The organism is Phenylobacterium sp. GW823-FHT02A09, from assembly GCF_058797775.1.
This window is the reverse complement of record NZ_JBXAJZ010000003.1, coordinates 216,600-234,846: the sequence shown is the minus strand read 5'-3', so window position 1 is coordinate 234,846 and position 18,247 is coordinate 216,600. Positions and strand designations below refer to the sequence as shown.

Sequence of the window (18,247 nt, the reverse complement as noted above, 5' to 3'; positions counted from 1 at the left end):
GCGAGATGTTTCTCGACACCGCAGATGAAAGTTATATCGGCGCTAGGGGCGCGTTCTTCGACCAACGCTATCTAGATTTCTGGTGGCCCATGCTTCACGCCATTGAGAAATATCTAAAAGCCTTGCTCCTGATGAACAACCGTCCGGCCAGGGACGCGGGCCACGATGTCGCAAAACTTCTTGAGCAAGTTCGGGCCGTAGATGCGCGCCTCACCCCGCCGCCATTCGTTCGGCCGAAAGTCGAAGGGTTAGGACGGTGGCCGACCGACGACACCAGTTCGTTTATCGAGCGACTCAGCGAATTCGGCAGCGCGGACAACCGCTATGATGTGAGCGGGTATCTAATCCGCGTGCAGGATCTTCTCATGGCGGACCAGCTGGTCTATTGGGCCCGCCGCCACGCTCGTCCCCTCGCCGAGCTTGACCACAAAACGAATGTCGCCCGCGATTGGGTAGAGTGGTTGGCCGACCATCCAAGTGACTGGCAGTATTGGAACGGTCCACTCGATAGGGTGGCGCGCCTCTCGGTGAGGAGCACTCGACGATGGCCGCTGGCGCGATTGAACTCTGCATTCTTTCCCGAAAAACGCCACAGACTCCTGCACCACTGGCGTGTCGCTGGCTCGGTCTCTTCGCTAATGGCCGCCAAGATTCATTTACAGCACAGCAGCTTCGGCTCTCCTAAGCGCGCTGAGGTGCGCGCTGCGCTTGCTTGGGCACTCGAGAGCATCCGCCTCCCCAACAAGGAGAAGCAAGATATCTTGAGCCTACTGGAGGCCCACCCCTGAGATGCGTCACGCTGCGCGTCCGGCCCTATGCGACGCGCGCTTCCTCTGGGTGTCCGCGCTTTCTGGTGAGCTCCAGCATTGAGCGAGTAGCGTCTCTAAGCGTCCGCTTTCGACGCAGCGCCGGTGCAAAATGAGCAGCAATGAATTCTCCCCGCCCGCCCCTGCCCGTCATCGACCACAAAGGCGGCGCTAAGCGGAGCCAGTACCACCCCGACATCGGCTGGGAGATCTGCCAGCGGATCTGCGACGGGCTGACGATCAGGGAGATCGCCGCCGATCCGGCCATGCCGTCCTACGCCACCATCTTTCACTGGCGGAAGATGCACTGGGACTTCGCGGCGATGTACGACGCCTGCCGGGGCCAGCTGGCCCGCAAGCGGCAGCGGGAGGACGCCTCGTGGGCGCAGGCGCGCGCGGCGTGGCGCGAGCGGGAGATCGCGCGCGGCCTGCGGCGGCGGCGGCCGGCCGGGTCCGGGCGCAAGAGCACCTTCACGATGGAGGCGGCGCTGGCGGTGTGCGAGCGGCTGGCGGCCGGCGAGGCGCTGAGCGCCATCTGCGCGCGCGCGGACATGCCGTCGCTGAAGGCGGTCTACACCTGGCTGAAGCGGTTCCCGGTGTTCGAGGCCCTGTACCTGGCCGCGCGCGACGAGCAGCGCATGTGGCTGGAGCTGAAGATCGAACACGTGGCCGCCTCGTGCCACTGGACCCAGCTGGAGACGGCCAAGGCGGAGGTGGCGCGGCTTCAGGAGCGGCTGGGGCGGCTGACGCCCAAGCACTATCGTCCGGGCGGGCGGGCCGCGCCGGTGAAGCTGAGGGGCGAAGACGAGGCGGGCCCGCTGTTCGGCGACCACGGCGGCCGGGTGTCGCGGGGGCGCTGGATGAACGGGCTGGCGGACGGGGACGATTGAGCCATCCGGTCTTCGGCTGCGCCGAAGTCGGGATGGTGGACGGCTCGCCCGGCTTGGCGCTGCACGCTATGCTGGAGCTTTGGGGGGATACACATGCGAAAATCGATCGTGGGCGGCGTCATGGCCGCGAGCCTGCTGTGGGCCGGCGGCGCGGCGGCGGCCGAGAGCGCGGCCAAGATGGCGCTGGCCGACCAGGTCAGCCGGCAGTTCATCGACCTGGTGAACTTCCAAGACGCGGTGATGGCGGGACTGACCAGCGCCGAGGCCGGAGGGATGTTCGCGCTGCAGCCGCAGTGGCGCGGGATGCTGGGCGAGGCGTTCCGCCAGCAGGTCGTGCGCGACCGCGAGCTGGTCGTGGCGCTGGTGGCGCGGGCGGCGGCGCCGCACTTCACCGAGGAGGAGCTGAAGGCGGGGGCGGCGATCCTGAACGATCCGGCCGTGCAGGCCGGGCTGCGCAGCGGCGGCAAGAACGCGCCCCAGCCGTCCAAGGCGACCCGCAAGCTGATGGACAGCGCAGCGGGCGCGAGCTTCATGAACAAGTTCGCCAAGGCCGGGACGTTCCTGGATCCGGTGCAGAACCAGTTCGTCGTCGCGGTGATGCCCGGCGTGCTCCGCAGCTTCGGCGAGCAGGCCGAGGCCCTGGAGATCAAGCGCCGGGCGGCCGAGGGCCTGCCGCAGAGCGCGCCGGCTCAGTAGTAGTCCTTCAGGGTCAGCGGCGCCTGGCCGCCGCCTTCCAGGGTCAGGGTCATCACGCTCCCGGCCTTGGCGGTGCGCAGGGCGCTGTAGCCGGCGACGCCGAGCTCGGCGGCCGGGCGGCCGTCCACGGCGACGATCAACTGGCCGGCCTTGAGGCCCGCGGCCTCGGCCGGCGAGCCGGGCGCGACCAGGGCGATGGTGAGACCGCCGTCGGCGGGGCGGACCAGGGCGCCGGCGCGGTCCTTGACGAACGGCGCGGCCAGGGCGTCGGGGCGCGGGGTCAACAGCAGGCGATTACGGGCATAGTCGGTGGTCAGGCCAAAGCGGCTGAGCACCGGCATGCCGACATTGCCGGAGGTGTGGCCGATGTTGAAGACGCTGTTGTCCTCGTCGCCGAACACCGCCGGGACGTCGCGCACCAGGGCGCCGCCGAGGCTGATGGTCTTGACCGTAGCGATGGCGCGCGTGCGCGGACCGCCGGCCCCGACGCCGCCGGAGAGGATCTTCGACACCGGGCGGCCGCTCAGCATGCCCTGCGGCTTCCAGTAGTTGGGATAGACCAGCATCGGCGAGCCGTTACCGAGGTCGAAGTGCATCAGCACCGGGGCCGCGCCCTCGATCGAGACCGGGATGGCGTGCAGGCCGCCGACATTGCTGACCGGGACGGCGACGGCGCCGGACGGGGCCTGGTAGCCCGCAGGGTCGTGGAAGGTGATGGTCTTGCCGGCGAAGTCGAGCTGGACGGTGAGGACGTTGAGCACCTCCTTGCCGAGGATCGCCGGCAGCGGCCGGCCGATGCCGGCGGCGATCGGCGAGAGGTCCATGATCGCGACGGTGACGCCCTGCAGCTCGACCTCGCCGAGCTGCAGGGTGACGCCGCTGGCCAGCTCGGCGACGTCGCGCCCGCCGGTGCCGAGCGCGGCGACCAGGCCGTCCGGCTTGATGCCGAGCTTTTCGGCATAGGCCTTGTCGAGGACGGTGACCTCGGCCCCGCTGTCGAGCATGACCGGGGTGGCGACGCCGTTGATCGCGGCGGGGATGACGATGCGATTGCCGAGGAAAAGCTCGAAGCCCAGCGGCGCGGTCGCCGCGCGGCCCTGCGGGAAGCTGTAGATCCGCCGCGAGGCCGGGCGCGCGAACGCCGCCGCATCGGGGGCCGGGTCGATGTCGACCGCGGTCAGGGTGGTGGTCAGGGTCAGCGGCTCGCCCTCGGTGGTCTGGACCTGGCGGAAGGCCATGCGCACGCCCTCGACCATGCGCCAGTCGGCGAAGCGGGTGGTGGTGGGCACGCCCTCCTCGATGCTGCGGTCGGCGAGCAGCGCGCCGCTGGCCGGGTCGAGCAGCAGCTCGTAGGCGCCGCCGCTGGTGAAGGCCACGCGCAGCACCTGCACGCGCTGGCCGTCCAAGGTCTCGTCGGGGGCGAGGCTCACCTGTCCGTGGCGGCCGTCGAAGGCGTCGTCGAAGGCGCTGAGCCGGCGGCGGGCGGCCTCCTGCGCGGCGACCTCGCCGGCGTCCTCGACCTGGCCGCTGAAGGTGATCGTCCAGCCGCCGTCGGCGGTCAGGGCGCGGCGCATGTCGGCCGAGCCGACGGCGATGTGCTCGGCCAGGCGCCCCGGCTCGATGCGGCGCTCGAGCGTTCCCTGATAGCGGCCGTTGTCCATGGTTCCGCGCACGGCCACGCCCTGCGCCGCGGCGAACGGGGCGCCGCCGCGCCAGGCGACGTAGCGGGCCAGGGCGTCGGCGGCCGGGTCGGCGTGGGCCGCGACGGGGGCCATCAGGGCGATGGCGGCGGCGGCGGCGAGCAGGGACTTCATAGCTGGGGCTCCTGAAACAGCGCCGGCATTTGCGCCTCCAGACCGCCGATAGTCCAATTAAGCCGCTGTAAGAATTAGTGTTTTTGTCCTCCTTCGTCGTACGGGGGGCGGCTTTCGTCGATCAGCGGCTCTGCATTGCGGTGGAGCCTGCCGCGCGCGGGATGCTAAGGGCCTGCGTTCCGACCACGGAGAGTTCGCATGCACGGGCCGACGTCGCACTTCTACTTCTCGCAGCGCCTGCGCCTGCACTATGTCGACTGGGGCAACGAGGGGGCGCCGCCGCTGCTGCTGGTGCACGGCGGACGCGACCATTGCCGCAACTGGGACTGGGTCGCCGAGCGGCTGCGCGACCGCTACCACATCATCGCCCCGGACCTGCGCGGGCACGGCGACAGCGCCTGGGCGGTCGGCGGCGGCTACGACATGAGCGCCTATCTCTACGACATCGCCCAGATCGTGCATCAAAAGGCGATGGCGCCGGTGACGATCATCTCGCACTCGATGGGCGCGGGGATCTCGCTGAACTACTGCGGCGCCTTCCCCGACCAGGTGAAGAAGATCGTCGCCATCGAGGGCCTCGGCCCCTCGCCGAAGGTGATGACGCAGCAGGCCAAGAAGAGCGTCGACGCGCGGTTGCGCGACTGGATCGCCGACCGCCGCGAGAACTCCGGCCGCACGCCGCGCCGCTACGCCAGCCTGGACGAGGCGACGGCGCGGATGGCCGAGGAGAACCCGCACCTGTCGGCGCAGCAGGCCCGCCACCTGACCGTCTACGGCGCGCACCAGAACGAGGACGGCACCTTCTCGTGGAAGTTCGACAACCACGCCCGCTGGGGCGGAGTCGGCGGGCTGTCGCACGCCGACCAGCACCAGCTGTGGCGCAACATCACCTGCCCGGTGCTGCTGATGCGCGGCATGGAGTCGTGGGCCTCGGACCCGGTCGAAGACGGACGGATCGAGAACTTCGCCAACGCCCGGTTGGTGAACTTCGAGGGCGCCGGCCACTGGGTGCACCACGACAAGCTGGACGAATTCATGCGCGAGACCGAAGCTTTCCTCGCCGAGTGAGGACCGCCGATGCGCAAAGCCCCGCCTGCCGCCGACCCCGACGCCTATGTCGCCGCGCTGGCGGGCTGGCAGGGGCCGCTGGTCGGCGCCCTGCGCGCGGCGGTGCGCGGCGCGGGCGCCTTCGACGAGCAGATCAAGTGGGGTCACCTGGTCTATTTCGCGAACGGCCCGGCGCTGCTGATCCGCGCCGAGGAGGCCAGGGTGATCCTCGGCTTCTGGCGCGGCAGGCGGCTGACCGGCCTGGAGCCGCGGGTCGAGACCGGCGGCAAGTACGAGATGGGCCGCATCGTGCTGCGGCAGGGCGAGACCATCGCGCCGGAGACGGTCGCGGCCCTGGCCCGCGAGGCCCATCGGCTGAACCACGACCTCGGCGATCCGACCGCGCGCACGTGACCACCTTGCCGAGTTTGCTGTAAGGCCGGGGCGCCGCTGCGTGTGTCTGGCGGCGTTCGGGGCGTCGCATGCAATCGGGATCGTTGGGGAGTTGGTTCGGCGGCGCCGGCGACCCGCAGGCGCGCTACGACGTCGCCGTGGTGACCCCGAGCGTGCTGCGCCCCGCGCTGCTGACGAGCCTGGAGTCGGTTTTCCGCCAAGACCTCGCCGGCCGCATCCAGGTGTTGATCGGCGTCGATGCGCCGACGGCCGCGCCGCCGGCGCTGCTGGAGCTGCTGGCCCGGCGGCCAGCGCACGTCGACGTGCTGCTGCTGACCTTGCCCTACTCGACCTCGATCCGGCACGGAGGGGTGCATCGCGCGACCGACGGCGGGGCGCTGCGCTCGATCCTGACCTTCATGGCCAATAGCCGGCACGTGGCCTATCTCGACGATGACAACAGCTGGGAGCCCGACCACCTGTCGGCCCTGCACGCGGCGATCGACGGCAAGACCTGGGCGTATTGCCTGCGCATGCTGGTCGAGGAAGGCACCGGCCGCGAACTGGGGATCGACCGCTGGGACTCGGTAGGACCGGACCGCGGCCGCTTCGCCGAGCGCGGCGGCTTCGTCGATCCCAACTGCCTGATGATCGACAAGCTGGTCGCCCTGCGCACCCTGGGGCGGTGGTCGCAGGGCCCGGGCATGCAATCGGACCGGGCTTTCTTCGAGGCCATCCGCCTCAGCCCGCACGGTCACGTGCCGCGCGCCACGACCCGCTATTCCGTGCGGGCGGACAACGACGTGTTCAGCGCCTTCATCGCCCAAGGCGTCGAGTTCTGATTCACCGAATCTTGGCGAACTCGCCCAATGAGTGTTCACACCAATAAGCTGCGCGCCACAGTGGCGTGCCAGAGTTGGGGGGGAACACCATGGCTCATCATAGCGGGCGCATCGCGCGCCTGATCGCGGTTCTGTGCGCAGGATCATCGCTGGCGGCCTGCGCCACCGTCACCCGTGGCTCCGAAGACGCCTGGGTCGTCAACAGCGAGCCGTCGGGCGCCAAGGTCGAGACGACCAACGGCCACCAGTGCGCGGCCACGCCCTGCGCCATCAAGATGAAGCGCAAATCCGAATTCACCGCCACCCTGACCAAGCCGGGCTACAAGCCCGCGACCGTGCAGGTGACCCACAAGACCGCCGGGGCCGGCGCGGCCGGCGTCGCCGGCAACGTGCTGGTCGGCGGCGTGATCGGCCTGGGCGTCGACCTCTACACCGGCGCCTCGCAGGACCTGACCCCGAACCCGGTGACCATCAAGCTGGAGCCGGACGCGCCGGCCCCGACGCAGGTCGTCATCCAGTAGACCGCAAAGCCCCTTCGGCGACGACGCCGGAGGGGCTTTGCGCTAGCGCCGCAGGGTCTTGCCGTGGGTGACCGCCGAGCGGGCGTGGATCAGGTCGGTCCAGGTCCAGTCGCCGTCGCCGAGCGCGATGTGGGCGCCGCCGCCGCCGTCGCGCAGCGAGATCAGCACCAGGCCGCGGACCCGTTCGGCGCGGCAGGCCTCGGGCGCGTAGGCGATCTCCCAGGTCATGATCTCGCGCACGGCGGCCAGGCCGCCGCCTTCCTGGCCGGGATGCACGACCCAGTCGCCGTTCCAGACCATCACCGGCCGGCCGCGATGCGCGGTCGCCATCGCCGCCTGCACGCGGCGGTCCTGGCGCAGCTTGGCCTGCAGCCAGCGGAGCATGTCGCACTCGCCGCCGCCGGCCCCGTCGCCGGAGCCCGAGCCGGACCCGGCGCGGGCCGCGCCGGCGATCTGGGCGTCGGTGAGTTCGACGCCGGAGCCGACGCTGGCGGTCTCGACGCGGCTGGCGGGAACGGTCTCGACCTCCGGCGGCGGCGGCCGCGGGGTCGGCCGGCGCTTGGGCGGCGGCTTGGCGGGGGTCGGCTTAGGCGTCTCGACCGGCGCGGCGGCCGGGGCCGGCGAAGGCTCGGGATCCGGCGCCGGCGGCGAGAGAATGGGGATCGGCTTGGGGATCTCGACCAGCTGCACGACCATCGGCGGCGGCTCGGGCTCGATCGGCTCGGACGGGGCCAGGATCATCGGCAGCACGATCAGGCCGTGGACGACGACGCTGAGCGCCAGCACCACCGGCCGGCGGCGGCGCATCAGCCAGCCGCGCAAGGCGAGCTCGGCCCGGGCGATCGGGGGCAGGTCGTCGGTGATCGGCTCGCCCTCCCCTGGCGACAGGCTCGTCCGTGCGGCGCAACCGCGGCGAGCGCCCTGCATTGAGGGCGAAAGGGGCGGATTGTGGGCGGCGGCAGGGCGCCGAAAGGTCGCAGCTTGACCGTCAGAGCCGTCGTCCGCGAGTCAGGCCGCCGACCACGCCCACGCAGATCAGGAACTGGCCGAAGTAGTAGAGGCCCCAGATCGCCAGCCCGACCCAGGCCGCGCCGGCCAGCGGTCCGGCCCGGCCGAAGATCAGCAGGTCGGAGACCACGAACATCAGCGCGCCGAGGCCGACCAGCGCCCGCGGGAAGCGGCTGGCCCAGGCGCAGGCAGCCATGATCGCCAGGCCGAGCGAGTAGAGCGCCGCGCCGCCGCCGAGCGCCCGGTCGGTCGGCAGGAAATAGGCGGCGATCGCCGTGCCCGGCACCAGCACCGCGATCAGCAGCTTGTCGGCCAGGGTCAGGCCCCGGCGGCGGTTGCGCAGATAGAGGCCGATGGCGACGAGGTGGCCGACCAGGAAGGCGATCGCCCCGACATTGAGGCCATGGGTCTCGAGCAGCACGTCGCCGAGCGCGCCGAACGCCATCACCGCGCAGATCAGCCAGCCGTCGAGGCTGCGCGCGCGCAGGCAGGCATAGACCGCCAGCAGCGCCACGCCGGCGCCTTTCCAGGCGGTCGCGGCCCATTCGGGAAAGCCGGCCAGGTTCCAGGAGGCGACATAGCTGACGCCAGCGATCACCGATGCGGCCAGCACCAGCCAGGCCAGCGGATTGGTCCGCTCCATTCGTGTCCCTCCCGATTTGCGGCAAGTCTAGCTGCGCCGCAGCCGCGCCGTCACCACCCCGCGGACGGCCCGTTAGGGTTAAGGCGCCTCCTCACGCGAAAGCGGCCGGTCGCGCTGGAGTTGCAGACCATATCGTTGCCCGCGCATGTCCCCATAGGTTGCCCTCCGACACCGCAGGTGGAGTGGGAGAGCAAGCGATGTTTCTGGTCGGCAAGTCAGCGCGCGACGTCCTGAAGGGCGGCGCGGGCGACGATACCCTCTATGGCTACGGCGGCGACGACAGCCTGTCGGGCGGCGGCGGCAGCGACGTGCTGGCCGGCCACGAGGGCAATGACAGCCTGAACGGCGGGACCGGCGACGACTACCTGCTGGGCGGCGCCGGGACCGACATCCTAGACGGCGGCGCCGGCGTGGACTGGGCGGCGTACGAGGACGCGACCTCGGCCGTCCTCGTGAACCTCTCGCTGACCGGCTGGCAGGAAACCGGCGGCGGCGGCCGCGACAAGCTGAGCGGGATCGAGAACCTGTACGGCTCGGCGTTCAACGACACGCTGATCGGCGACGCGGGGGCGAACTTTCTCAGCGGCGGCGGACGCGACGACTACCTCGAGGGCGGCGGCGGGGATGACCACCTCGAAGGCGGCGCCGGCTTCGACACGATTGTCGGCGGCGACGGCTGGGACGTCGTCAGTTACGACAACCATGCAAGCGCCGTCGTCGTCGACCTGAGTATGGGCATGGCGACCGACCTGTTCGATTGGGCCGGAAGGGATTCCATCGTCGGTGTCGAGGACGTCTACGGCAGCAAGTTCAACGATCGATTGCGTGGGGACGCAGGCGACAACTACCTGATCGGACAGGATGGCGACGACGCTCTCTATGTCGAACGAGGCAACGACACGCTGGATGGCGGCAACGGCGACGACATGTTCTTCATGGACAACGCTGTCCCAGGTGGATCAGTCAACGTCCTCGGAGGCGCCGGCTTCGATACGATCATCTTCAATAGCTCGTATGGGATGAAGGCGATCACGCTAGACCTCGGCAACACCGCGGCTCAGCAGATCGACGAGTACCGCTCTCTCACGATGTCGGGCGTCGAGCGCGTCGTCGGCACTGGGCTTGGCGATCACTTCACTTTCGGCGGCGGCAAGCAAATCGTCTCCCTGCCCTTCGGTAACGCCACCTTCACTCTGCGGCCCGGAGACGCTCCCGTGTCGATGGCTGAGGTCGATACGATCGAAGGCTTCATGTCAGGGTTCACCAAGCTTTCATTCGGTGTCACCGGCACGATCATCAACGGAGCGTCGTCCGATTACGCGACGGCGGTGACGGCGGCGACGAACATCCTGGCGTCAAATTCGGCAGACCTCGTGGCCATCAATATCGGCGGCGACGCCTATCTGTTTGCGGACGCGACCAACTCGAACACGATCACCACCGTTGTGAAACTTCAGGGCGTGGACGTGTTCAACCTGTCGGCGTCGGACTTCTTCTAAGCAGCCCGCCCCACGACCTCGACCTCGTCCCCCGTCCGCACGATGGCCTCGCCGTCGCGCAGGGTGCGGTGGGCGAGGCCTTGCTCGGCCAGCCACGCGGCGGCGATCGTCGCCGCGTCGGCTTCCGGGTGGTCGGAGGCGAAGTGCGGGACGATGACGAAGTCGACGAGGCCTAGACCGTCATAGGTCGGGGCCGGGTCGTAGCCGGCGGCGACGTCGCCTGGCGCGTCCATGAGGTCGATCCCCCGCAACGTCGAGCCGGCGACGCAGGCCCCGGCGCTCCAGCCGCCATAGGCGAGGCTGTCCTCACCCAACCGCCGCCGCAGGATGGCGTCGAGGCCGCTCTGAGCCATGGCCCGGCGCAGCAGGAAGGCGTTGCCGCCGACCGCCCAGACCATCTGCACCTCGGCCAGTTCGCGCTCCAGGCCCGCCGCGTTTCCGAACCAGCGGCGCAGGTCGAGGTCGAACGGCGAGAAGCCCATGTCCGCCAAGTCGGCCAGTGGGTCGTGGACATTGCGGGCATAGGACCGGCGCGACTCGTCGGGGACCAGGTCGAGGGCGTTGGACACCACCGCCACCCGCGCCCCGGCCGGGACCACGGCCGTGAGCCGATCGACCGCTGATCCGAAGCGGTAGGAGGAGAGGTAGAGGCGCATCAACGCGCCTCTGGCGGGGCGAAGTCGAACGGCACCTGGAAGCGCGCCCTCGCGCCGGTCGGCAGGGCGTCGGCGGCCGTGATCCAATTCGTCTGAGCCATCCGCAGCGCCGCGGCGCCGAAGAACGCCCCCTGGGGCGTCTCCTGCTCAACCTTGCACCGCCGCAGCACCCCCTTCTTGCCGACCTCGCAGTCGATGAGCGCCGAACCGGTGATGCGCTGCTGGGCGGCGGCCTGCGGGTAGTAGGGCCCGACCGGCCCCAGCTGGCGATAGCCGGCCTTCGGTTCGGCGAAGCGCACAGCCAGCGCCGCCGGTTCTTGGGCGAGCGCCGCGATCGGCGCTGCGGCGACCAGAAGGGTCATCAGCATCTTCCACACGACCATTGTTCGTCCCCCTCTGCGCCACAGCCAAGCTAGCCGCCGGCCGGTTGCGCGTCGATCTGCGCTTTCGCCCGCGGTCGTCCGCGCTAGGGTGCGCCGCATAAGGGCCATGAGGCCCACCGATTCATTAGGAACGAAACGCCCCATGATGATCATCGATTTCGAATGCGACACCCCGACCAAGGAAGCGGTCGAGGACACCGTCCGGCTCATCAAGTCCGGCCGCGGGTTCGACAAGGAAGGCTACGCCCAGCACATGGCGCCCGGCTGGGCCGCCCAGATCGGCATGAGCGTCGAGCAATTCAACGAGGCCAAGGAACGCGACGGGCTGACCAGCCTGGCGCTGAAACTGTGCGAGGTCGACATGACCCGCGCCATGAGCCACGCCGACATCATCGCCATGCTCGACACCGCCCAGGTCCGCTATGCGTGCGTCGGCAACGCCGGCCGCCGGGCCAGCAACGAGGACGTCGCCAAGTTCGCGGCCGAGTATCCCGACCGGCTGATCCCGTGGTTCCGCATCTGGGGCGACGAGGGCGAGGACGGGGTGGCGGCGCTGGAGCGCGGCGTGCGCGAGTGGGGCTGCAAGGGCTTCGAGATCTCGTCCTACCGCGAGGAGCGCTACATCAACGACCCGGCCTACTGGCCCTTCCTGGCCAAGTGCGTCGAGCTGAACATCCCGGTGCGGATCACGGTCGGCCTGCACCTGCTGTCGGACCGCCCCTACGACTATGCGCACCCGAAGTACCTGGACGAGGTGGCGGTGCGGTTCCCGGAGCTGAAGATCGTCGCCGGCCTGACCGGCTGGCCTTGGGTGGACGAGGCCTGCGCCATCGCCTCGCGCCATAAGAACGTCTACATCGACTTCGCCTGTAAGCGGGTGAAGCACCTGCTGGCGCCCGGCGCCGGCTATGAGGCGCTGATCTATTACGGAGCGCGCAACCTGCAGGACAAGATCATCTTCGCCACCGGCTGGGGCACCCAGATGGTGCCGCTGCACCAGCTCGTCGCCGAGACCGACGAACTGCCGCTGAAGCAGTCCGTCCGCGAGAAGTGGATGGGCGGCAACGCCGCCCGCGTGCTGGGTCTGGGCGGCTGAGGCTGGCCCCTCTCCTGCTGGCGGCGGCGCTGATCGCGCCGCCCGCCCTGGCTGCGCCTCGGCTGACCGAGGCGCAGGCGCGGGCCTTCGCCCAGAAGCAGGAGGCGGCCTGGAACGCCCGCGACCTGGACGCCTACTTCGCACTGTTCACGCCGGACGCGGTGTTCGTGGACCAGACCCGCGACGTAAAGAACGGCGGCATGATCCCCTATGGAAGCAGCACCCTGGCCCAGGCCCGCGCCCAGGCGGCCAAGTTCCTGGCCGGAGCGACCTCGACCGAGCGCGGGACGATCGACAAGGTCGAGATCTCGCGCGACGGATCGAGCGCGCGGCTGGTCGGCCGCGAGGTGACGAGCGTCCAGAGCAAGGGCCGCAATCGCAAGGCCTGCGCCGACACCGAGCAGACCCTGGTGCTGGTCGGCGGGCAGATCCGCTCCAAGGGCCAGACCGACACCATCACCCGCTGCCGCTAGGGAGCGGCTTTGACCTCCGGCGTCAGCCAGCGGTCGTAGGTCGCCGGCGGGGTGGTCTTCAGGGTCCGCAGCGTCCACTGCATCGGCAGCTGGCTCTCGCGGATGCCGCCGCGGGTCGGGCGGTCGATGTCGACGATCAGCAGCATCGACATCCAGAGCAGGCCCAGCATGAACACCGCTGCGGCGCGGCCGCGCCGGCCGACAAAGACGTAGCCGAGCACCCCGGCGGTGACGACCAGATAGATCACCAGCACCACGAAGACCTCGGTCGGCACCCGGACCAACCGCGCCGCCTTGCGCGAGGTGTCCAGATCGATGAGCGTGTTCATGCTCTCGATGTAGGCGCTGGAGAAGTCGAGTCCCTTGACCGACTGGAAGCCGGCCGCAGTGGCGGCCCAGAGGTCGGTGACGATGCGGTCGTTCTTGGCGAGCATCTGCGGGTTCGCCGCGGCCGAGCTCTGGCCCAGCGCGACGCGGTTCTCGGTGTAGTCGATCAGCAAGGCGCTGATCCGCTCGCGGTGCGGCTGGGGCAGCAGCTGGGTGCGCAGATAGGCCGTGCCGATGGCGTTGGCCTCCTCAAGCACCAGGCTGCGGCGGGCCTCGAAGCGGTCGACCGCCAGGGCGAAGGTGAAGCCCATCAGCAGGGCGAGCAGGCCGAGCACCGCCGAGACGACATAGCCTTCCTGGCCGTCGTCGTCCTTGTCGGTTCGCCGATAGTCGCGGTCGTGGCGGTGGCGGACGGCGATGCCGACGGCCAGTCCGGCAGCCAGCAACAGCAACACTACGACACCCAGCAACAGCAGCGGAGCGCCGTCCACCCAGCCCTTGAGAATGTCCATGAGCGCCTCCTGAAGCGGAGGCAGGATCGTGCGGCGAAGCCTGAGGGCCTATCAGGCGAAACCCGGAGTCGGCGGCTCAGGCCACCGGGCCCTGAATGAAAAGCGGCGCCTCCAGGGGAGGCGCCGCGGGCCGGATCAACCGTAGACGAGGGCTGGTTCGTCGAGGTCCACCTTCGGCAGTTCGTCTTTTTCGTTCCAGTAGTCCTGGGTGTGGCGCCACTCGGGCTTATCCAGGCTCTTGGGCAGCAGGTGCATGCCGCGCATCAGGTAGCCGGGATTGAAGTTGTCGGGGTCGATCCACGGCTGCAGCGCGTCGGACTGATCCTCCGGCCGCAGGGCCGGCGTCACGGTCTTGAAGCCCTTGTCCTGCATGTGCGCCAGCAGGCGGGCCACGAAGTCGCCCATCAGATCGGCGCGCAGCGTCCAGGAGGCGCGGAAGTAGCCGAACACCCAGGCCAGGTTCGGCACGCCGGTGAACATCATGCCGCGATAGGTGACGGTCTTGGACCAGTCGACCGGCTTGCCGTCGACCGCGAACGGGATGTCGCCCATGACGCTGAGGTCGAAGCCGGTGGCGCTGATGACGATGTCGGCCTTCAGCTCCTCGCCGGACTTCAGCAGGATGCCGTTCTCGGTGAAGCGCTCGATCTCGTCGGTGACCACCGAGGCCTTGCCCGAGGCGATGCCGCGGAACAGGTCGCCGTCCGGGATGAAGGCGATGCGCTGGCGCCAGGGGCGGTAGCTGGGGGTGAAGTGCTTGTCGACGTCGAACTGGTCGCCCAGGAAGGCGCGCACGCCGCCGAGCAGCTCGGCCTTGACCGCCTCAGGTTCTTCCATGGCCCGCGTGGTGAAGGCCGCGCCGTCGAACAGGCGCTTGCGGCGGACGATCTCGTGCACCCAGGTCTCGTCGATCTGGAGCTGGCGCAGGGTGTCGGCCAGTTCGTCGACGTTGCGGCCCGGCACGAACCAGGTCGGCGAGCGCTGCAGCAGGGTCACGTGGGCGGTCTGGTCGGCGATGTTCGGCACCAGGGTGGCGGCGGTGGCGCCCGACCCAATGACGATGACGTTCTTGCCCTTCAGGTCGATGTCGTCGGGCCAGGTCTGCGGGTGGACGATGCGGCCCTTGAAGTCGGCCATGCCGTCCCACTGCGGCGTGTAACCCTGATCGTGCTTGTAGTAGCCCTGGCACATGAACAGGAAGTTGGTGGTGAACTGCGCCGTGCCGCCGTCCGTGCGCACCACGTCGACGGTCCAGAGATTGTCGGCGCTGGACCAGTTGGCGTCGACGATCTTGTGGCCATAGCGGATGTGCCGGCCGATGTCGTTCTCCTCGATCACCTCGTTCATGTAGCTGAGGATCTCGGCGGCGGTGGCGATCGGCGCGCCGGTCCAGGGCTTGAAGCGGTAGCCGAAGGTGTAGAGGTCGCTGTCCGAGCGAATGCCCGGATACTTGTGGGTCACCCAGGTGCCGCCGAAGGTGTCCTTGCTTTCCAGCACCACGAAGCTGGTCCCCGGACGCTGGGTCTGCAGGTGATAGGCCGCGCCGACGCCGGAAATCCCGGCCCCGACGATGAGCACGTCGAAGTGTTGGACGGCGGCGGAAGCCGGACGCTCGGCGATCATGTCGGTGGCGGTCATCTGTTTCCTTGCCCTGGTGCGGACCGCTCGCCGCGGCCTCTAGGTTATCGATGATAATGAACAAGCCGCAGACGTCACGTCAAGCGCCCGCGTGACGCAGCCCAAACCCCTTTTTCGAAAATCGAGGCTCCGTGGGGTCAGGCTTTCGCCGCCGGCCGCGCCAGGGCTAAGCTCGCCGCCAACCAAGGGACGGAACAAGGAACAGCATCATGAGCCAGGAACTGGCCGGCAAGGTCGCCTTCGTGGCGGGCGGATCGAGCGGCATCAACCTCGGCATCGCCAAGCGGTTCGCCGCGGCCGGCGCCAAGGTGGCGATCATCAGCCGCAGCCCCGAGAAGATCGAGGCGGCCGCGAAAGAGGTCGCCGCCTTCGGCCCCTGCATCGGCATGGCGGCCGACGTGCGCGACTATGCGGCGGTCGAAGCGGCGCTCAAGCGCACCCATGACGAACTGGGACCGATCGACATCGTGCTGTCGGGCGCGGCGGGCAACTTCGTGGCCCCGGCCCTGGGCATGAGCGCCAACGGCTTCAAGACCGTGGTCGACATCGACCTGATCGGCACCTTCAACGTGCTGCGCGCCTCGTTCGAGTTCCTGAACCGGCCAGGCGCCTCGCTGATCTCGATCACCGCGGGCCAGGCCGAGCGGGCCTCGATGTTCCAGGCTCACGTCTGCGCGGCCAAGGCCGGGATCAACATGCTGACCAAGTGCCTGGCGCTGGAGTGGGGTCCGGCCGGGGTGCGGGTCAACGCCATCTCGCCCGGTCCGATCGCCGACACCGAGGGCATGGCCCGTTTGGCGCCGACCCCGGAAGCCGAGGCGCGGGTCAACAGCCGCAACCCGATGCGCCGCTACGGCCAGAAGGACGAGATCGCCGACATGGCCATCTTCCTGTCGACGGAAAAGGCCGCCTATGTGAACGGCGCGATCATCCCCGTCGACGGCGGCAGCGGCGCGGGCGACGCCAGCGGCAACGCCCTGGGCAACTACGCGGCGGTCTACTAGGTCGCCGGCGCCTGTTCGTCGCTGGGCCGATAGAACATGCCGAGCTTGAAGCTCTCGGCGATGCGGCCGGCCCTGGCCTGCAGCGCCTGGGCGATCGGCGGGACATAGGTCTCGTCGGTCGCCTCCTTCCACAGCGCCAGCCAGCGGTCGAACATCGGCGGGGTGATCGGCTGGCGCATGTGCTTGGCCATCGGCCGGCCGGTGAAACGCCCGACGCCGAGCAGGCCGGCGGCCCAGAACTGGGCGATATGGTCCAGGTGATGGTCCCAGTCGTCGATCGCGGCGTTGAACACCGGGCCGATCAACGCGTCTTCGCGCGCCCGGCCATAGAAGCGGCCGACCAGTTCGCGCAGGTTCTCGGGCGTCACTTGCGAATGCATGGCCGCCAGATAGGGCGCGGGGCGCGGCGACGGTAGTCCGGAAATGTCCGGGGGCTCGAACGCGGCTTGTCGGCCGCTGACGGTTCGGCCACCCTCTAGCTGAAGTTGCGGGGGTGGACATGCGCCTACTATCAGACGTGGCGGGCGCCGTGCTGGCGCTGACGCTCGCGGCAGGCGCCGCGCAGGCTGCGCCGTACTGGGGCTCCGATCAGGCGCGGGCCGCGCGGCCCATCGCCAGCGAGCCGGCGCTGACCTTCGTCCTGCGGACCGAAACCCGCCAGGGCGACAAACCCGTGCGGACGCAGGTCGCGCAGGTAGCCCTGACCGAGAGCTACGCCCACCTGTCCGAGGCGGACGGCCAGCAGATCCTGCACGACCGACAGCTCTGCGAGACCCTGACCTGGCGGGCCGGCGGGACGCTGCAGAGCGCCAGCTGCCACGCCCTGCCGATGTTCGCCTATATGGAGCTCGGCAACCGGCTGGTGCTGACCAAGGTGCTGGCGGCCGGCGATATCGGCGACGCCGATCCGGCCTGGAGCGAGGCGGCCCTGGGCGTGGCCTTGCGCGACGGCCAGCCGCTGACTGTGGCGCAGAAGGGCGATGTCACCGAGTTCCGGCTGGGCAAGGCGCTCGTGGCCTCGGTCGGCGGCGACGCCGGCGCGGTCAGCCCCCAGGAGATGGCGCGTTTCGTGCGGCTGCTGGCGCGCCAGGCGCCGATGCACCCGCAGGTCCGCGCCGCGATCGGCGCGCGCAAGAGCCTGCCCGCGCGGCTGGAGCTGCACAGCCGCTCGGTCGGGGTGATCGCCGACCAGAGCATTGTGACGATCGAGAGCGTCCAGCGCGCCGAGCGCGCCTATCCCCTGCCCGCGGGCCTGCCCTCGGCGCTTCGAGCCACGCCCGCCGACACGCCGCGTGGCCGCGGCGTCGCGCGGGCGCTGGCGGTGATCGACGCCGCCGGCAAGGACGCCCCGCCGCCGCTGGAGCGCCTAGTGGCGGACCTGAACTCCAGCAACGTCCCGTTGGAGAAGGTGCTGCTGTTCATGAACGTCACCCAGCAGTACGCCGCCGAGGTGAAGCCCGGGGCGGACGACGTGCTGGCCCGGATCGTTCCCGGCCTGCGCGCGGCGCTGGCCGATCCGCAGGCGCAGCGGTTCATGGAGATCAACGGCTTGGCCGCCGACCGCCGCGCCCCGGGCGACCGCGAGGCGGCGGCGCGCTTCCTGGCCACTTCTCCCGGAATGGAGGAGCTGAAGTTCGGCACCTTCCGGCAGGTGACCTACGCCAACCTGGTCAGTGTCTCGGACGCGTCCAAGTGGGATCCGACCATCCGCGCGGCGATGCCCGCCCGGCCGCAGGACAGCTACTGGATCCACATCGCCGCCTATCCGTGGGCCGGCAACGCCTATGGCGACCTCGGCGATGTCCTGGGCCGGCAGTACGACGTCGGCGAGGCCTGGATCGCTTACGACCTCGGCCGGGCGGTCGACCCGCACTGGCGCGACGGGGTGCTGGCCGCCGTCGCGCGGCGCGAAGCCGACCTCAAGGCCCGCGCGCCCGACTTTTACTGAACGCGCGAATTCCGCAATCGTTTGATATCAAACGACCGATCCGTACGGTTT

20 protein-coding genes are annotated in these 18,247 nt (G+C 69.6%); 12 read left to right on the top strand and 8 right to left on the bottom strand.

All coding sequences use genetic code 11. From position 1 onward, the window contains the following. Nucleotides 1–5 precede the first annotated feature (5 nt). The 3 genes from AC1Q87_RS13815 (at nt 6) to AC1Q87_RS13805 (ending at nt 2,392) form a co-directional block, all read left to right on the top strand. A complete protein-coding gene (locus tag AC1Q87_RS13815) occupies nt 6–788 on the top strand; it encodes a hypothetical protein (protein ID WP_492609500.1) in 783 nt (260 codons plus the stop codon). Between the two features lie 140 nt (nt 789–928). Further along, complete coding sequence (locus AC1Q87_RS13810; protein WP_492609499.1) at nt 929–1,696, top strand: terminase small subunit-like protein; 768 nt, start codon at nt 929–931, stop codon at nt 1,694–1,696. Between the two features lie 93 nt (nt 1,697–1,789). Beyond that, nucleotides 1,790–2,392: a hypothetical protein gene (locus AC1Q87_RS13805; protein ID WP_492609498.1), complete on the top strand. Its 603-nt coding sequence runs from the start codon at nt 1,790–1,792 to the stop codon at nt 2,390–2,392. Here AC1Q87_RS13805 and AC1Q87_RS13800 read toward each other — a convergent pair. Beyond that, nucleotides 2,386–4,206, bottom strand: a complete 1,821-nt coding sequence (locus AC1Q87_RS13800) for an aspartyl protease family protein (protein WP_492609497.1) — start codon at nt 4,204–4,206, stop codon at nt 2,386–2,388. The two genes, AC1Q87_RS13805 and AC1Q87_RS13800, sit on opposite strands and share 7 nt — an antisense overlap. A 198-nt stretch (nt 4,207–4,404) precedes the next feature. Between AC1Q87_RS13800 and AC1Q87_RS13795 the strand changes: the two genes are divergently transcribed. The 4 genes from AC1Q87_RS13795 to AC1Q87_RS13780 all read left to right on the top strand — a co-directional run bounded on the left by AC1Q87_RS13795 (nt 4,405) and on the right by AC1Q87_RS13780 (nt 7,009). After that, a complete protein-coding gene (locus AC1Q87_RS13795; RefSeq protein WP_492609496.1) occupies nt 4,405–5,274 on the top strand; it encodes an alpha/beta fold hydrolase in 870 nt (289 codons plus the stop codon). Between the two features lie 9 nt (nt 5,275–5,283). Further along, on the top strand, nt 5,284–5,667 hold the full coding sequence (locus AC1Q87_RS13790; RefSeq protein ID WP_492609495.1) for a DUF1801 domain-containing protein: 384 nt from the start codon (nt 5,284–5,286) through the stop codon (nt 5,665–5,667). A gap of 68 nt (nt 5,668–5,735) precedes the next feature. Further along, nucleotides 5,736–6,488 carry a hypothetical protein gene (locus tag AC1Q87_RS13785; RefSeq protein WP_492609494.1) on the top strand — a complete coding sequence of 251 codons (753 nt, stop codon included), beginning with the start codon at nt 5,736–5,738 and terminating at the stop codon, nt 6,486–6,488. An 89-nt stretch (nt 6,489–6,577) separates the two neighbouring features. Then, nucleotides 6,578–7,009 carry a PEGA domain-containing protein gene (locus tag AC1Q87_RS13780; RefSeq protein WP_492609493.1) on the top strand — a complete coding sequence of 144 codons (432 nt, stop codon included), beginning with the start codon at nt 6,578–6,580 and terminating at the stop codon, nt 7,007–7,009. Between the two features lie 42 nt (nt 7,010–7,051). Here AC1Q87_RS13780 and AC1Q87_RS13775 read toward each other — a convergent pair whose 3' ends face one another. After that, entirely contained in the window at nt 7,052–7,936 is an 885-nt protein-coding gene (locus AC1Q87_RS13775; RefSeq protein ID WP_492609492.1) for a hypothetical protein, read from the bottom strand. Nucleotides 7,937–7,997: 61 nt separating this feature from the next. Next, on the bottom strand, nt 7,998–8,660 hold the full coding sequence (locus tag AC1Q87_RS13770) for a lysoplasmalogenase family protein (RefSeq protein WP_492609491.1): 663 nt from the start codon (nt 8,658–8,660) through the stop codon (nt 7,998–8,000). Nucleotides 8,661–8,857: 197 nt separating this feature from the next. On the opposite strand from AC1Q87_RS13770, the gene AC1Q87_RS13765 reads away from it, so the two are divergent. Then, a complete protein-coding gene (locus AC1Q87_RS13765) occupies nt 8,858–10,159 on the top strand; it encodes a calcium-binding protein (RefSeq protein WP_492609490.1) in 1,302 nt (433 codons plus the stop codon). Here the strand turns inward: AC1Q87_RS13765 and AC1Q87_RS13760 are convergent. Continuing rightward, nucleotides 10,156–10,815 carry a Type 1 glutamine amidotransferase-like domain-containing protein gene (locus AC1Q87_RS13760; RefSeq protein ID WP_492609489.1) on the bottom strand — a complete coding sequence of 220 codons (660 nt, stop codon included), beginning with the start codon at nt 10,813–10,815 and terminating at the stop codon, nt 10,156–10,158. The two genes, AC1Q87_RS13765 and AC1Q87_RS13760, sit on opposite strands and share 4 nt — an antisense overlap. After that, the gene (locus tag AC1Q87_RS13755) at nt 10,815–11,177 is read right to left on the bottom strand and encodes a TonB family protein (protein ID WP_492609488.1); all 363 of its coding nucleotides are present in this window, start codon (nt 11,175–11,177) and stop codon (nt 10,815–10,817) included. The genes AC1Q87_RS13760 and AC1Q87_RS13755 overlap by 1 nt, the downstream gene beginning before the upstream one ends. Nucleotides 11,178–11,340: 163 nt before the next feature. Between AC1Q87_RS13755 and AC1Q87_RS13750 the strand changes: the two genes are divergently transcribed. Together AC1Q87_RS13750 and AC1Q87_RS13745 are read left to right on the top strand one after the other, a co-directional pair. After that, complete coding sequence (locus AC1Q87_RS13750; protein ID WP_492609487.1) at nt 11,341–12,294, top strand: amidohydrolase family protein; 954 nt, start codon at nt 11,341–11,343, stop codon at nt 12,292–12,294. After that, nucleotides 12,249–12,767, top strand: coding sequence for a YybH family protein (locus AC1Q87_RS13745; RefSeq protein WP_492609486.1), 519 nt, complete (start codon nt 12,249–12,251; stop codon nt 12,765–12,767). The genes AC1Q87_RS13750 and AC1Q87_RS13745 overlap by 46 nt, the downstream gene beginning before the upstream one ends. Here AC1Q87_RS13745 and AC1Q87_RS13740 read toward each other — a convergent pair. Both AC1Q87_RS13740 and AC1Q87_RS13735 read right to left on the bottom strand, forming a co-directional pair. Beyond that, a complete protein-coding gene (locus AC1Q87_RS13740; RefSeq protein WP_492609485.1) occupies nt 12,764–13,606 on the bottom strand; it encodes a bestrophin-like domain in 843 nt (280 codons plus the stop codon). The genes AC1Q87_RS13745 and AC1Q87_RS13740 overlap by 4 nt on opposite strands. A 135-nt stretch (nt 13,607–13,741) precedes the next feature. Then, nucleotides 13,742–15,244, bottom strand: a complete 1,503-nt coding sequence (locus AC1Q87_RS13735; protein WP_492609484.1) for a flavin-containing monooxygenase — start codon at nt 15,242–15,244, stop codon at nt 13,742–13,744. A gap of 209 nt (nt 15,245–15,453) precedes the next feature. Here AC1Q87_RS13735 and AC1Q87_RS13730 point away from each other — a divergent pair, with 209 nt between their 5' ends. Beyond that, the gene (locus AC1Q87_RS13730; protein WP_436060133.1) at nt 15,454–16,248 is read left to right on the top strand and encodes an SDR family oxidoreductase; all 795 of its coding nucleotides are present in this window, start codon (nt 15,454–15,456) and stop codon (nt 16,246–16,248) included. Here the strand turns inward: AC1Q87_RS13730 and AC1Q87_RS13725 are convergent. Then, complete coding sequence (locus AC1Q87_RS13725; RefSeq protein ID WP_492609483.1) at nt 16,245–16,628, bottom strand: group III truncated hemoglobin; 384 nt, start codon at nt 16,626–16,628, stop codon at nt 16,245–16,247. The two genes, AC1Q87_RS13730 and AC1Q87_RS13725, sit on opposite strands and share 4 nt — an antisense overlap. A 119-nt stretch (nt 16,629–16,747) precedes the next feature. Here AC1Q87_RS13725 and AC1Q87_RS13720 point away from each other — a divergent pair, with 119 nt between their 5' ends. After that, a complete protein-coding gene (locus AC1Q87_RS13720; protein WP_492609482.1) occupies nt 16,748–18,196 on the top strand; it encodes a hypothetical protein in 1,449 nt (482 codons plus the stop codon). Nucleotides 18,197–18,247 lie beyond the last annotated feature (51 nt).